General features: G+C 40.5%; 14 protein-coding genes. 8 read left to right on the plus strand and 6 right to left on the minus strand.

Annotated elements, in window-relative coordinates:
- Positions 1-65 precede the first annotated feature (65 nt).
- The 4 genes from rpsD (at position 66) to DUL71_RS21700 (ending at position 3,428) form a co-directional block, all read left to right on the plus strand.
- Positions 66-674, plus strand: coding sequence for a 30S ribosomal protein S4 (gene rpsD / locus DUL71_RS21685; protein ID WP_090529221.1), 609 nt, complete (start codon positions 66-68; stop codon positions 672-674).
- Positions 675-865: 191 nt separating this feature from the next.
- The gene (locus tag DUL71_RS21690) at positions 866-1,858 is read left to right on the plus strand and encodes a DNA-directed RNA polymerase subunit alpha (RefSeq protein WP_022833265.1); all 993 of its coding nucleotides are present in this window, start codon (positions 866-868) and stop codon (positions 1,856-1,858) included.
- Positions 1,859-2,068: 210 nt separating this feature from the next.
- The gene (rplQ, locus tag DUL71_RS21695; RefSeq protein ID WP_114940013.1) at positions 2,069-2,620 is read left to right on the plus strand and encodes a 50S ribosomal protein L17; all 552 of its coding nucleotides are present in this window, start codon (positions 2,069-2,071) and stop codon (positions 2,618-2,620) included.
- Positions 2,621-2,945: 325 nt separating this feature from the next.
- Complete coding sequence (locus DUL71_RS21700; protein WP_114940014.1) at positions 2,946-3,428, plus strand: nuclear transport factor 2 family protein; 483 nt, start codon at positions 2,946-2,948, stop codon at positions 3,426-3,428.
- Between the two features lie 73 nt (positions 3,429-3,501).
- Here the strand turns inward: DUL71_RS21700 and DUL71_RS21705 are convergent, their stop codons facing one another.
- Together DUL71_RS21705 and DUL71_RS21710 are read right to left on the minus strand one after the other, a co-directional pair.
- A complete protein-coding gene (locus DUL71_RS21705) occupies positions 3,502-3,993 on the minus strand; it encodes a GNAT family N-acetyltransferase (protein ID WP_161964482.1) in 492 nt (163 codons plus the stop codon).
- A 308-nt stretch (positions 3,994-4,301) separates the two neighbouring features.
- A complete protein-coding gene (locus tag DUL71_RS21710; RefSeq protein ID WP_114940016.1) occupies positions 4,302-4,592 on the minus strand; it encodes a hypothetical protein in 291 nt (96 codons plus the stop codon).
- Between the two features lie 258 nt (positions 4,593-4,850).
- Between DUL71_RS21710 and dnaK the strand changes: the two genes are divergently transcribed.
- Complete coding sequence (gene dnaK / locus DUL71_RS21715) at positions 4,851-6,752, plus strand: molecular chaperone DnaK (protein WP_112574498.1); 1,902 nt, start codon at positions 4,851-4,853, stop codon at positions 6,750-6,752.
- Positions 6,753-7,097: 345 nt separating this feature from the next.
- Here the strand turns inward: dnaK and tnpA are convergent, their stop codons facing one another.
- The gene (gene tnpA / locus DUL71_RS21720) at positions 7,098-7,562 is read right to left on the minus strand and encodes an IS200/IS605 family transposase (protein ID WP_114940017.1); all 465 of its coding nucleotides are present in this window, start codon (positions 7,560-7,562) and stop codon (positions 7,098-7,100) included.
- A 61-nt stretch (positions 7,563-7,623) separates the two neighbouring features.
- A complete protein-coding gene (locus DUL71_RS21725; RefSeq protein WP_114940018.1) occupies positions 7,624-9,888 on the minus strand; it encodes a glycoside hydrolase family 31 protein in 2,265 nt (754 codons plus the stop codon).
- A gap of 112 nt (positions 9,889-10,000) precedes the next feature.
- On the opposite strand from DUL71_RS21725, the gene DUL71_RS21730 reads away from it, so the two are divergent.
- Both DUL71_RS21730 and DUL71_RS21735 read left to right on the plus strand, forming a co-directional pair.
- Positions 10,001-10,393: a hypothetical protein gene (locus tag DUL71_RS21730; RefSeq protein WP_114940019.1), complete on the plus strand. Its 393-nt coding sequence runs from the start codon at positions 10,001-10,003 to the stop codon at positions 10,391-10,393.
- 242 nt (positions 10,394-10,635) lie between these two features.
- The gene (locus tag DUL71_RS21735; RefSeq protein ID WP_114940020.1) at positions 10,636-11,022 is read left to right on the plus strand and encodes a hypothetical protein; all 387 of its coding nucleotides are present in this window, start codon (positions 10,636-10,638) and stop codon (positions 11,020-11,022) included.
- A 78-nt stretch (positions 11,023-11,100) separates the two neighbouring features.
- Here DUL71_RS21735 and DUL71_RS21740 read toward each other — a convergent pair whose 3' ends face one another.
- Positions 11,101-12,003: a nucleotidyltransferase family protein gene (locus tag DUL71_RS21740; protein ID WP_114940021.1), complete on the minus strand. Its 903-nt coding sequence runs from the start codon at positions 12,001-12,003 to the stop codon at positions 11,101-11,103.
- A 102-nt stretch (positions 12,004-12,105) separates the two neighbouring features.
- Positions 12,106-13,221, minus strand: a complete 1,116-nt coding sequence (locus tag DUL71_RS21745) for a M42 family metallopeptidase (RefSeq protein WP_114940022.1) — start codon at positions 13,219-13,221, stop codon at positions 12,106-12,108.
- A 237-nt stretch (positions 13,222-13,458) separates the two neighbouring features.
- Between DUL71_RS21745 and DUL71_RS21750 the strand changes: the two genes are divergently transcribed.
- On the plus strand, positions 13,459-14,355 hold the full coding sequence (locus tag DUL71_RS21750; RefSeq protein WP_146750099.1) for a DUF6340 family protein: 897 nt from the start codon (positions 13,459-13,461) through the stop codon (positions 14,353-14,355).
- The last annotated feature ends 28 nt before the right edge of the window (positions 14,356-14,383 follow it).

Raw genomic sequence — 14,383 nt, forward strand, 5'->3', positions numbered from 1 at the left:
AACATATTTTTTAAAGCTAAGATTCTGCAGCTTTAGGCTGTATGATACTTTAAGAACACACAAAAATGGCCAGATATACAGGACCAAAATCCAAAATTGCCCGTCGTTTCCGTGAGCCGATCTTCGGTCCGGACAAAGCGTTAGAACGTAAAAACTATCCTCCGGGCATGCACGGTGCGTCAAAACGCCGTGGAAAGCAATCAGAGTATTCAACTCAGTTGCAAGAGAAACAAAAAGTTAAATACACTTACGGTGTATTAGAACGTCAGTTCGAAAACTTATTTCACCGCGCTTCAGCTAAAGAAGGTATCACAGGCGAAAACCTGTTGAAATTCTTAGAAGCACGTTTAGACAACGCTGTTTTCCGCTTAGGTATTGCTCCTACCCGTTCAGCAGCACGTCAATTGGTTAACCACAAACACATCACTGTTAACGGTGCTGTTGTAAACATCGCTTCTTATGCATTAAAAGCTGGTGACGTGGTTGCAGTACGTGAAAAATCTAAATCATTAGAGGCTATCACTACTTCCGTAGCCGGTAGAAGAATCAACAAATACAGCTGGTTAGAGTGGGATGCGAATAACTTAACAGGTAAATTCCTTAACTATCCTAACCGCGATGAGATTCCTGAAAACATCAAGGAAAACCTGATCGTCGAGTTGTACTCAAAATAATAAGATATTGGATATTAGATGTGAGATTTGGGACTTGTTCTCAAATCTCATTTCTGGTTACATACGTAAACAAATCAATTATAAGAATGTTCTTAGGTACCAGATAGTTGAAAGCAGGCGTATAAATGCCGCGTATCTAATATCTCAAATCTCAGATCTATTAATTAGTAAACAATAAATAAAGGATATAAATGGCAATTTTAGCATTTCAAAAACCAGACAAGGTTATCATGCAAAAAGCAAATGATTTTGATGGTACGTTTGAATTTCGTCCGTTAGAACCAGGCTTTGGTGTAACCATTGGTAATGCTCTGCGTCGTATCTTACTTTCATCACTTGAGGGTTTTGCTATCACTTCTGTACGTTTTTCGGGAGTAACGCATGAATTTTCAACCATCAAAGGTGTTGTTGAAGACGTAACCGAGATCATCCTGAACCTTAAACAAGTTCGTTTTAAGAAAACAGGTGAATCTGGCGACAGCGAGAAAATATTTGTTATTGTAAATGGCCAGGATGCATTTAAAGCAGGAGATATTACTAAATTCTCTAACAACTTTACTGTATTAAATCCTGATTTGGTACTGTGCAACATGGACCCATCAGTAACGCTTGAAGTTGAGCTTACTGTAGGCAAAGGCCGTGGTTACGTACCAAGCGAGGAAAATAAAAATCCTGACGCTAACGTTGGTGTTATAGCTATCGATTCGATCTATACCCCGATCAAAAACGTAAAATATACCATCGAAAACTATCGTGTTGAGCAAAAAACCGACTATGAAAAATTAGTATTGGATATTGCTACCGATGGTTCAATCCATCCTGAAGATGCTTTGAAAGAAGCAGCTAAAATCCTGATCCAGCACTTTATGCTGTTTAGCGATGAAAACATGATGCTTGAAGCACAGGCTAAAGAAGAAACTAAAGAAGTTGACGAAGAGATCCTGCACATGCGCAAGATCCTTAAAACCGAATTGGTTGATCTTGATCTTTCTGTACGTGCCCTTAATTGCCTTAAAGCTGCTGATATCCGCAGCCTGGCTGATTTGGTATCGTATGACGTTGCTGACATGTTAAAATTCAGGAACTTTGGTAAAAAATCGTTAACTGAAATCCAGGATCTGGTTAAATCAAAAGGCTTATCTTTTGGTATGAACCTGTCTAAATTTAAGTTAGACGAAGAATAAGATATGAGATGTTAGATTTGAGACACGAGATTTTCTCACCTCAAAATCTAACATTTTTTTATTTGTAATAAACGGGATCAGGATAGCAGATCTGTAAGCTTAGCTTTCACGTCTAATATCTCATATCTCAAATCTAACATTTAAGCGAAAGCATAATTCCGAGGGCTTGAGCCTATCGCCCAACGGTATGCACGTGAAATAAATAAAACAATGAGACACGGAAACAAAAACAATCACTTAGGCCGTACTACCAGCCACCGCAAAGCGATGCTGGCTAACATGGCAACTTCGCTTATTTTACACAAGCGTATCACTACAACATTAGCAAAAGCAAAAGTTTTACGCGGTTATGTTGAGCCACTTTTAACAAAATCAAAAAACGATACTACGCATTCTCGTCGTACAGTATTTAGCTACCTTCAGGATAAAGATGCTACTTCAATCCTTTTCCGCGAAGTTGCTGAAAAAATTGCTAACCGCCCAGGTGGTTACACCCGTATCATCAAGTTAGAAAACCGTTTAGGCGATAACGCTGAAATGGCAATCATTGAGCTTGTTGATTACAACACTGTTTACGGTGCTGACGCTGCTGCTCCTGCTAAGAAATCAACCCGTCGTCGTGGTGGTTCTGGCGCGAAAGCTAAAACTGCTGCTCCTGTAGCTGCAGAAGAAGCTGTAGTAGTTGAAGACGTTAAAGAAGAACCAGCTGCTGAAGCACCTGCACCTTCTGAGAACGAAGAAAATGCTGAAAAAGGCGAATAATTAATTATTCATCTTAACAGATACTAAAAGCGGCCTGCTCATTGAGCGGGCCGCTTTTGTTTTAATCAGGCTCTTTTATCTGTAAGTGCTCTGTTTTGAACAGACAATGTAAATGTGTGTTTTGCCAGCCAGTGATGCTTTTTACTAAATCTTTAACTCCTGGTATTGTTTTAATCTCCTCAGGCTTACAAAAGTTTCATTGTTTGAAATTTTACAATTTTTGTATAAATTTCTAATAATCAGTTGATTAGTTGGTATTTTTTGGTTTATTGTAGTTAAATTTAAGAGGTAATGTAATCAAGTTTAACCCTTAAATCCTAAAACAATGAAAAATCTTTTGATCGTGCTTTTGGTACTTTTAGCCGGTGGTACATGGGCACAAGCCCCTAAGAAAAACGGCATCATTTACAAGGAACATCCATATATCACCATTGTTAACAAATCAAACGATCTGTTTATTAAGCAGGATTGGGCCGGCCTGGCGAAATTATACGCTGACACGGCGATATTTTACGACCCGACGAGTACAAAGAAAATCTCTTTTGCCGAGGAAAAGAAAGCCTGGGCTGCTATAGCTAAAGACTGGGGAGACATCAAAATTGTTAAAGTAGGTTACCCCGATGGCCTTCAATATGATAAAGACCCTTTTACTGTGCAATCATGGTGGACGATAACTACAGTAAACAAAAAGACAAAGAAGACTGCTAAATTTCATTTGGTCCAGTTTGATGAATTTAATAAGGCCGGGAAAATAGCTGTTGAGATAGCTTACTATGATCAAACGCCACTTATCAACGCTTCAAAATAATTAAATACACGTATTAGGGCTATAAAGACTTACGGTATCTGTTGTGGATTAACCGTAGGTCTTTTTTATTTGCCTATTTTTTTAATTGATAAGTTAATAGTCCTTCAATATCATTAATCAAACTGAAGCCGCATTTATCAAGGATCTTTCGCGATGGCAGATTATCGGCATAAGTGTGGACGATGATGGCCTGTACAAAATCATGAGTAAACGCCCATTGGGATAGTAATTTTAAAGCTTCGGTGGCGAAACCTTTGTTATGATGGTTAGCATCAATCATATAGCCTATTTCCGCTTCTCCTGCTTCATTAGGATATCCGGCGAAGCCCATTCCTCCGATGATGGTATTGGTGCTTTTAAGAACGATTTCCCAGGCAGTAAACCAGAGGTGTTTGTCGGGGAATGCAAGGGTATTGGGCAGCCAGAAATTATCAAAAGCCTCGTCAATTTCTTTGACATATAATGGATCGATCAGCATAGCAGATGGATTTAAGCCTAATGAAAGCTCCAACAGTTTACGATCTTGTTTAAGTAATAATAATTGCGCGCGTGTTAACGGTATCATTTGCAACCGTTGCGATTGAATAGAAAACATGGAATGTTTGGAATTAAATAACAATAAAAAATCAGTTCGCTTTTTAAAAGTGAATGTACAGCCAATAGGAATGTGGCTGTTTGTTATGCAATTCCAGGCAATGTGATGAGCCTGTTGGGTTTGTTAAGTAACAGAGGCGGTTATTTTATGATATAAAAATAAGGTTTTTAATTGGAAAGCTTCAGTGATTGTCTGAACTCGAATTAAACGAATTAAAGAATTTTTAGAATTGGCTTAGCATTCGGTCAATTCTTTAATTCTACAAATTCCGGTTCAGATCACTCATCAATATAAAACTTAATATCATTAAACCGGCTACGCCCTTCGCGTACAAAGTTGCCATCGATATTATAGAGCACGTCGCCAAAAAGAGTACGGCCTTTCCTGATTAGGTTATCGTCGATGTTGCAAACTACATCGCCAAACATTCCTTGTCCTTTTTTTACTATTTTGCCGTCTATGGTATATAAGATATCACCGAAACGACCTTGTCCTTTCCGCACGTAATTGCCATCGATGGTGTAAAGCACCGTTCCAAACTTGTTATTGCCTTCCCTGATATATTTCATGGCGATTTTGTAATTGCGTGTTTCAAATTAACAGATAAACTGACAAGTTACAAGTCTGGCAACAACCTTTTGCCTTTCACCTTTTGCCTTTTACCTCATTCCTCCTGCCAACCTGTCATCGCAAAGTAAGCTATCCTGTCGCCTTGTTCACAAACTGACAATAAAAGGCAATTTTTACTGCCATTGGCATATTGGCACACGCATTGATAAATAGCGGTGGTAAGTAAACAATAAATCAAAAAAGAAAAACAATCATATATGTCTAAAATAATTGGAATCGACTTAGGAACAACTAACTCCTGCGTTGCTGTAATGGAAGGTAACGAGCCTGTAGTTATAGCTAACAGCGAGGGTAAACGTACTACGCCGTCTGTAGTAGCTTTTATTGATAATGGCGAACGTAAAGTTGGTGATCCTGCAAAACGTCAGGCTATCACTAACCCTACAAAAACCATTTCGTCAATCAAACGCTTTATGGGTAACCAGTTTAGTGAAGTTACAAGTGAAGCGGCACGTGTACCTTATAAAGTAGTTAAAGGCGACAACAACACTCCACGTGTTGAAATTGGCGACCGTAAATATACTCCACAAGAAATTTCTGCAATGATTCTTCAAAAAATGAAGAAAACTGCTGAAGATTTCTTAGGTACCGAAGTAACTGAAGCGGTTATTACCGTTCCTGCTTACTTTAACGATGCTCAGCGCCAGGCTACTAAAGAAGCCGGTGAAATTGCAGGCTTAAAAGTACGCCGTATCATTAACGAGCCTACAGCTGCTGCTTTGGCTTACGGTTTTGATAAAGCACACAAGGATATGAAAATTGCTGTGTTTGACTGCGGTGGTGGTACGCATGACGTATCTATCCTGGAGTTGGGCGATGGCGTTTTCGAAGTAAAATCAACTGACGGTGATACTCACTTAGGTGGTGACGACTTTGACCAGGTGATTATTGACTGGTTGGCAGAAGAATTTAAAAGCGACGAAGGTATTGATCTGCGTAAAGATCCAATGGCTTTACAACGTTTAAAAGAATCGGCCGAGAAAGCTAAAATTGAGTTATCAAGTTCAGCACAAACTGAAATCAACCTGCCATACATCACTGCTGTTGATGGCATGCCTAAGCACTTGGTTAAAACTTTAACACGTGCTAAATTTGAGCAATTAGCTGATACCTTGATCAAGCGTACTATTGAGCCTTGTAAATCAGCTTTGAAAAATGCTGGTTTAAGCACTTCTGATATCGACGAAGTGATTTTGGTAGGTGGTTCAACCCGTATCCCTGCTATTCAGGAAGCTGTACAAAAATTCTTTGGTAAAGCTCCTTCAAAAGGTGTAAACCCAGATGAAGTTGTGGCTATCGGTGCTGCTATTCAGGGTGGTGTATTAACCGGTGAGGTTAAAGACGTGTTGTTACTTGACGTTACCCCGCTTTCGTTAGGTATCGAAACTATGGGTGGTGTAATGACTAAATTAATCGAGTCAAACACTACTATCCCTACTAAAAAATCTGAAACTTTCTCAACCGCCAGCGACAGCCAGCCATCAGTTGAGATCCACATATTACAAGGTGAGCGCCCAATGGCTGCGGGTAACCGTACTATCGGCCGTTTCCACCTGGATGGTATTCCACCAGCACCTCGTGGTGTACCACAAATTGAAGTTACTTTCGATATTGATGCTAACGGTATCCTGCACGTATCTGCAAAAGATAAAGCGACAGGTAAAGAGCAAAAGATCCGTATCGAAGCTTCTTCAGGTTTAACTGATGCCGAGATCAAAAAGATGAAGGACGAAGCTGAAGCTAATGCTGATGCTGACAAAAAGGCAAAAGAAGAAGTTGAAAAACTGAACGCTGCCGATGCCCTGATCTTCTCGACAGAAAAACAATTGAAAGAGTACGGCGATAAGATCCCTGCTGATAAAAAAGCTCCAATCGAAGCTGGTTTAGCTAAATTGAAAGAAGCTTATTCAGCTAAAAACTTTGACGCTATCGAAGCTGCACAAACCGAGCTTAACACTGCCTGGACTGCTGCATCTGAAGATATGTACAAAGCTTCTGCCGAAGGTGCTCAAGGTCAGCCAGGTGATGGCAACCCAGGTGCCGGTGCGCAGGATAACTCTGACACCGTTACAGACGTTGATTTTGAAGAAGTGAAATAATAAGTTTTATTTCGATAATATAAAGCCCGGTTTGGTTAATTCCAGACCGGGCTTTTTTTGTGAGATGGGGAGGCGGGTTTGGTCTGGATATAGAAGTAGGAGGCACCTACGGAGCCATTGTTATATCTTCCCAATGGAGCTATAAACATGGTACTCCTATGGAGTTTTAAAAAAGTACAGTAAATGCATAACAGGATTATGTCAAAATCGGTAAACTTTTTCTAGGAAGAGAACCCAATTAAAATAGAACTCCGGAGGAGTACCATGTTTGTAGCCAAAATAACCGGCTGCTTTGGCTCCGTAGGCGCCTCCTACTGTATTATACCAACAATGTGGTCTGTTCAATCATTTTTCTATAAAATCAAACAAATACTTTTCTTCAAACGGAACTTCAAATTTTTCCAATAATTCTAAATATTCCTGTTTGAATGTGCGTTTCTGATGATGGATTTCTTGGTTTTGAATATATTTTATCACAGAGTCAATATGTGATTGTGAATACGAGAAAACTCCGTAACCCTCTTGCCAGCTAAATTTACCCCGCATCCAATTTTTGCTATTGATAAACTCATTACTCTCAACCTTAATTTCTTTTGCAAAATCCGAAATTAACAGACTTGGCTTGAAACCCACAAAAATATGAACATGGTCAGGCATACAATTTATCGCAAGTAATTTTACTCCTCGGTTCTGAATTAACGCCGTGATATATTTATGCAATTCTTCTTTGTTATTTTTTGATACGAGGCTCTGCCTGTCTTTAACAGCGAAAACGAATTGAAGATAAATTTGCGAAAAGGTATTGGCCATTATTAAGATGCTTGACCGAATGTAATTAGTATCATAATAATTTCAAAATAACGAATGACAATTATAACCTTACCTCAATATCCCCGCTTTCATTCCTCATTACCCCATCTTTCAACTTAACTGCCCCAAACCCATGCAAAACAAACTTCAACTGCATAAATCGTGATTTAAACGATCCCTCAACCGCCGATAAACTAATACGCTTTTCTACAGGATTAAAACTGATAACGCGTTTATAATAAACGCCCCGCTCGTAATCATACGACACACCATCATCTTCATAATAAACAAAGCTATTAGGCTCGTTTCCATTCCAGATATGGATCTGCAATATGCCATCTCCGGGTTCATTGGTGCTTTGCACAACACTTTGCATTGGAATAATGCTTCCGGCTTTTATAAACACGGGCAAGTCTGTCAGCGGAGCAGGCACATTCACTATTTGTTCGCCATCATAAAATTTGTCATTGCTTAGCCGGTACCAGGAACCTTTGGGTAAATAGATGTCCTCATTAAGTTTAGTACTCTCTACCGGGGCAACCAGCATGGCATCGCCAAACATAAATTCATTTTGAAAACGCTCGTCAAAAACGTTTTCATCGGTTGTATGCTCAATAGATAATGTACGGTTTACCGGCAGGCCGGTTTGGGTTGATTGGTAAAAGCTGCTATACAAATAGGGGAGGAGTTTATACCGCTGCTCAATATCTTTTTTAATGATCTGCTCATTGTCTGTGCCCCATTCCCATGGCTCACGCATTTTACTGCCCTGTATGGCATGATTGCGAAACATTGGAGTATACGTACCCAGTGAATTCCAGCGCACCATCAGCTCGGGCGTTGGGTTACCACTGAAGCCGCCAATATCTACACCAACGAAAGCCATGCCTGTAATGCCTAAACTGTTCACCAGCCGGGGGCCTAATAGCATATGGGCGTCGGTGGCGGTGTTATCGCCCGTCCACACGGCCGAATAACGCTGTGTGCCGGAGTAGGCGGCACGGGTTAATACAAACGGTCGTTTGTTGCCCAGGATCTTCCTGGTGCCATCATAAGTTGCACGGGCCATTTGCATGCCGTAGGCGTTGCGCACCTCCGGCATAAACTTATCGCCAAATTTAACTATCCACGGAATGTTTTGCCCCCATGCGGCAGGTTCGTTCATATCGTTCCAAAAACCTTCAACGCCGGGACTGGTAAGCGCGGTAAAGGCTGCACCCCACCACTCGCGGACATCTTCCCTGAAAAAGTCTGGAAAATGGCAGCGACCGGGCCAAACGTAACCGGTATAGTTTTCGCCATCGGGGTATTTGGCAAAATAATCTTGTTCAATGCCCTCGTCATATTCTTTGTAACCCTCTTCTACCTTAATACCCGGATCAACAATGGTAACCAGTCTGAAGTGCATAGCTTTTAGCTGATCCAGCATTTGCTTGGGTTTAGGGAAAGTCTTTTTATTCCAGGTAAAGATCTTGAAACCGTCCATATAGTCGATATCGCAATACATGACATCGGCAGGGATTTGTTTTTTGCGGAAGGTTTGGGCTATGTTCAACACCTCATCGGCACTCATATAGCTCCATCGGCATTGCTGATAACCCAGGCTCCAGAGCGGCGGCATTTCCATCCGGCCGGTAAGCCAGGTATAATCCTCAATAATTTTGGCAACTCCCTGCGCTCCGAAAAAATAATAATTCAAATCACCACCGTCGGCGCCAAACCAGCTTGTTTCCTCATCTGTAGATGCACCGAAATCGAAATAACTTTTATAGGTATTGTCGAGAAAGAGGCCGTAGGTAAGGCCACTGTGTAGCCCTATAAAAAACGGAAATGTTTTATAAAGCGGATCAGATTCGGGGGTATGGTTGGGGGCATCGGTATTCCAGTTTACGTAAGCAGAACCGCGCCTGTCAAGGTTGCCGGTTTTTTCGCCAAGGCCGATAAATCTTTCGCCTTCGAATATACGACGATAACAGGTTACCCGTTCGCCCTGCCAGTTGGTGCCGAAGCGGGCATCATCTTCACTAAGTGAAATCCCATCGACAGTAAAAAAATTAAACCTAAGTGGCGATTTCTGGATGCTAAGCTTTAATGCCGACGTGGTTATATCAATATTGGCAGAGGATTCATCGAAATCAAAATCGGCCAGCGGCTGCCTGATCACCGCGAAGGAAGTATCTGCCGGATTAAAATTTCTGCTGATGTTTACCCGAATAATGGTTGGACTGTAGATGTAAACTCTCGCTTCGGCTTCGGCGGTTTTAATGATTAATATGCCATCCTGTTGTTTGAAGCCCTGTACGTTACCTGCTATTTGAAAATTCATGCCTGTGGTGTACCCGGATAGATAGGATACTTAAAAGCAACGTTGTTTGGTTGGGTTGGTTTTGTAAAATGTGAGTTTGCTTGCTTACTTTTAACGGCGCTAAGGTTATTTAATGAAGTTACTTCAAGATATACTATTACCGATATATACACTAAGCAGAACAAAAAGGGGCGCCGACTCGCAAGGCGCATCAAGCCTTGCGAAAAGTATTGCTGCCGCAATGTTGTTTTTAAGTTTCAATCTTATCCGGGATTTGTTTGTACTGTGCTTCATCAATAAGAGAACTTATAATGCCAACGGGATTATTTTTAATAATGATCATTATGTTTTGATTGGCGTAGCATTATGCTTGGGCATTTTTTGTACTTCCACTAAATCATGGGAAGATGAACATCAAAGAACTGAATCAGATGGTTATGCACTTGCCGTGCCTTTAATAATATTAACGATGTTGATATTAGGGGCTGCAAGCATAAACCTGAAGGTGCATGATGTTTTTAAATAACCTGTTATTGCTTTAGCCCGACCAATCGGTTAATCTGACCGATCAACTCCCCGTAATTTTCGACCAACTCGTAAAATATTGATAATTAATGCGTTTTGAGCGTTCGCCGATTGCTTTTTGTGATTGGTCTATATTTATAAAGCGCTGGTATAACACTTTTTAGCAGTTAAAATTAATGTTGTTCATTTGATCATTGAAAATAACAAACACAAAATATTTAACATACTTAAAAGCTCAAAATCATGAAAACTTCAATAAAATTATCAGCATTATTCTTCTTATTAACCGCAGGTGTTTTTGCTACTACAGCCGCTAAAGCAGCCGATGTAACCCCAAAAGCTAAAGAGGTAGTATCTTTCCGCGCACTTGACCACGATCGTGGTGTTAAACTAACTATCGCAAAATCAGATGCCGGCCGTTCATTTGTACGTGTTTATGGCAAACATAACGAGTTGTTGCTGAAAGATGTAGTATCAACCAAAACTGATGTTGAAAGAGGTTATGTTTTAACCGAACTTGAAGATGGCGATTATACTATGGAAGTTAAAACAGGCAACCAGGTAGTTAAGAAAAACCTGCACGTATATGAAGAAAACGATCAAAAAACATTCTTTATTTACCAGGACTAATTTTTAATTAAGCATATCAATAAAAAAGCTCCCGTTCGGTTATCCGACGGGAGCTTTTGTTTTAAGAATCAAAAATATTTAGTCCCAAAGTTTTTGAGGATAAACACCGTTAGCTACAAGATCAGAAATGCTTTTTTGAACAATAGGCTTATCTTCTTTGTAAGTAACACCAAACCATTTTGAACCTGTAGGGATCACTTTAAATGCAGCTGTACCATCTTTAATCAATTTATCGGCAGCCAACGGAATAAAGAACTCTGATTTAGGGTTATTTTCGTTAGCAGCAACAAAGTCTACAAACATTTGCTCGCTTTGTTTAAAGATAGCTGGAGTAAAGCCCCAGAAGTTCATTGATACGCGGGTATCATTAGGAAGCGGGTGCTCGCCGGTTGCGTCTTTATAAGCTACGCTGCCATCTTCTTTAAAATAAACTTCGGTACGTTCGCTAATTTCAACCATGTTACCGGCATCATCAACTTTACATACACCGCGTGATACCGAACCGTAATCAGAAAGTGTACGGTCAATCTGGTATCCTACCAGCGAATACAGGTCGTCTTTAACTTCGGTGGTTAAGAATTTAGCCATTTTTTCAAACGCGTCATAACCATAATAATCATCAGCATTAATTACACAAAAAGGCTCGTTAACCTGGTTGCGTGCTGCAAGTACCGCATGGGCAGTTCCCCACGGTTTAGCGCGTTCTATTTGTTTATCAATACCAAATGGTTTAAGGTCAAAACTTTGAAATACATAATCTGTTTCAACACGGCCAGCCAGTTTTGGCTCAAAAATAGCTTTAAAGCTATCGGCAAACTCTTCGCGGATGATAAAGGTTACTTTACCAAAGCCGGCTTTAATGGCGTCGTATATTGAATAATCAATAATGGTTTCGCCATTGGGGCCAAAACCGTCAACTTGCTTCATGCTTCCGTAACGGCTGGCCATACCTGCCGCGAGTATCAATAAAGTTGGCTTCATAGTAGATTCTTGGGGATTTTTAATATTTGGGTTGCGTTTTAATTTTTTATGAGAGAAATGAATATTAGCCCGAATTGTTTTACGGGTTATATTAACTTTTTGTTATTTGATATACCTGAAGTCCTGACCTGCATGTATGTTTAACAGCGATTCGTATATTAAACGGATCACATTGTCAACATCTTCCTTGTGGATCATCTCTACAGTGGTATGCATATAACGTAGCGGCAATGAGATTAATGCCGACGGAACGCCGTCATTTGAATACGCAAAAGCATCGGTATCGGTACCTGTTGAACGAGATGAGGCCTGGCGCTGGAACGGAATGCCTGCTTTTTGGGCGCTTTCTATAAGCAATTTATTCAGGTTATTTTGTACGGCAGGGGCATATGACACTACCGGACCTTTACCACAGGCCAAATCGCCCTGGGTAATTTTATTGATCATTGGTGTTTGCGTATCATGCGTAACATCGGTAACGATAGCCACATTAGGTTTAATTTTATGGGCAATCATTTCGGCACCACGTAAACCAATCTCTTCCTGTACTGCATTAACTATATATAAACCAAAAGGTAGTTTTACATTGTTTTCTTTTAGTAAACGGGCTACTTCGGCAATCATGAAGCCGCCTGCACGGTTATCAAGCGCGCGGCCAACATAATAGCGGTCGTTAAGCACCATAAATTCATCCTCATAGGTAATCACACAACCTACGTGGATGCCCAGTTTTTCAACCTCTTCTTTTGAAGTACAGCCGCAATCTAAAAAGATGTTTTTTAATGTAGGGGCCTCTTCTTTATCACCACCCAGGCGGGTATGGATAGCAGGCCAGCCAAAAACAGCTTTTACTACGCCATTATCAGTATGGATGTTTACACGCTTTGAAGGAGCTATCTGGTGATCTGAACCACCGTTACGGATCACATATATTAAACCATCGTTAGTAATGTAGTTTACAAACCACGAAATTTCATCGGCATGGGCTTCAATAACTACTTTGTAATCGGCCTTAGGGTTAATGATACCAACCGCTGTGCCGTAGTTATCAACATAATGTGTATCGATATAAGGTTTCAGGTATTCGAGCCAAAGCTCCTGGCCTTTCCACTCAAAACCGGTAGGCGAGGGGTTGTTAATATATTTTTCAAAAAACGTGAGTGAAGTTTCATTTACAACAGAAGTATGCTGTGGGGCGTCAGATTTCTTTTTAGCCATGTCGGATTGATGTCAAACTAAGTGTAATACAGCAAATATAATAAAGCTCGTGACATTGCGCTAAAATTAAGACGGATATAAACTGAGTATTAAATATGTACGATTGACATTAAACGTTTTTGAAAATATTTAGTCACAATGAAGGCGCTTGTTTGTTTTGATACAAAAATGACCGGCTATTTCATAATGCTTTCATGCTTATGTTATACCTTTCCGCGATATTTAATTTTTAATAAAGTGAAACTATTCAGGCTTACTTGTATCTTATTTGCTGCTTGCTTTTTAGCCGCGTGCAGTGTTCCTCAATATGTAAACGTTCCGGTTGATTATGCTCCGAAACTGAATTTTAGCAGGGGAAGGACAACTATAGTGGTTGTTAATCATTATATGCCCGATTCGACCCGTAACCGGGGCAAGCGTGTATTGGCTACGTTTAAAGCCGCTGCTTATACCGCTATTAATAATGCTGCCATTCAATTGCACGCTTTGCCGGGTGTAAAAGTAGTTAGGCTGGTAGATTCGGTTAATTTTACTGCCAATACCGACTCGGTTAAGTTTTTGGCAAAAAAATATAAGGCTGCCTATGTGCTGGCTTTCGAGGATTTTAAAGGCGAAACCAAATGGAAACAGGACAATTATAACGGTGTGCCATCTGTTTACCGTGCAACGGTTATCACTACCAGCTTTACCCTTTACGAAGCAAACGGCCTTTACTCTAAAAAGCTAAATGGCGAAGGCGAGATCTATGATAATAACGCTTATGGTAGTGCGTCAAGCCTGCTTGCCCATGGTGGGCCTTTGTTTGATGCCATCAGAACTTCGGCTTTAGATGCACTTAAGGATTACCTGCCATATACAGATTATCACGACAGGCCGCTTTATGCCAACGGCGATCAGTTAAGCAGTTCAGTCGAGCTGATCAAAGCCGGAAAGTTTGATAAGGCGTTCCAGATCCTGAACCCCCTTATTGATGGTCCCGACCTGAAGCTTGCCAGCAGGGCTGCTTACAACCTCGCGGTAGTGTATGAAGCCCAGGGTGATATTGAAGCCGCGCTTGATGTGGCCAAAGTATCCAATCAAAAACAACCTAATGATTATGCTAAAGCCATTATAGTTGATTTGATGAAAGAATAAAGCGCCCAAACCTAAACCAACCTTATTA

Source organism: Mucilaginibacter endophyticus (assembly GCF_003351025.1).
Classification (GTDB): domain Bacteria; phylum Bacteroidota; class Bacteroidia; order Sphingobacteriales; family Sphingobacteriaceae; genus Mucilaginibacter; species Mucilaginibacter endophyticus.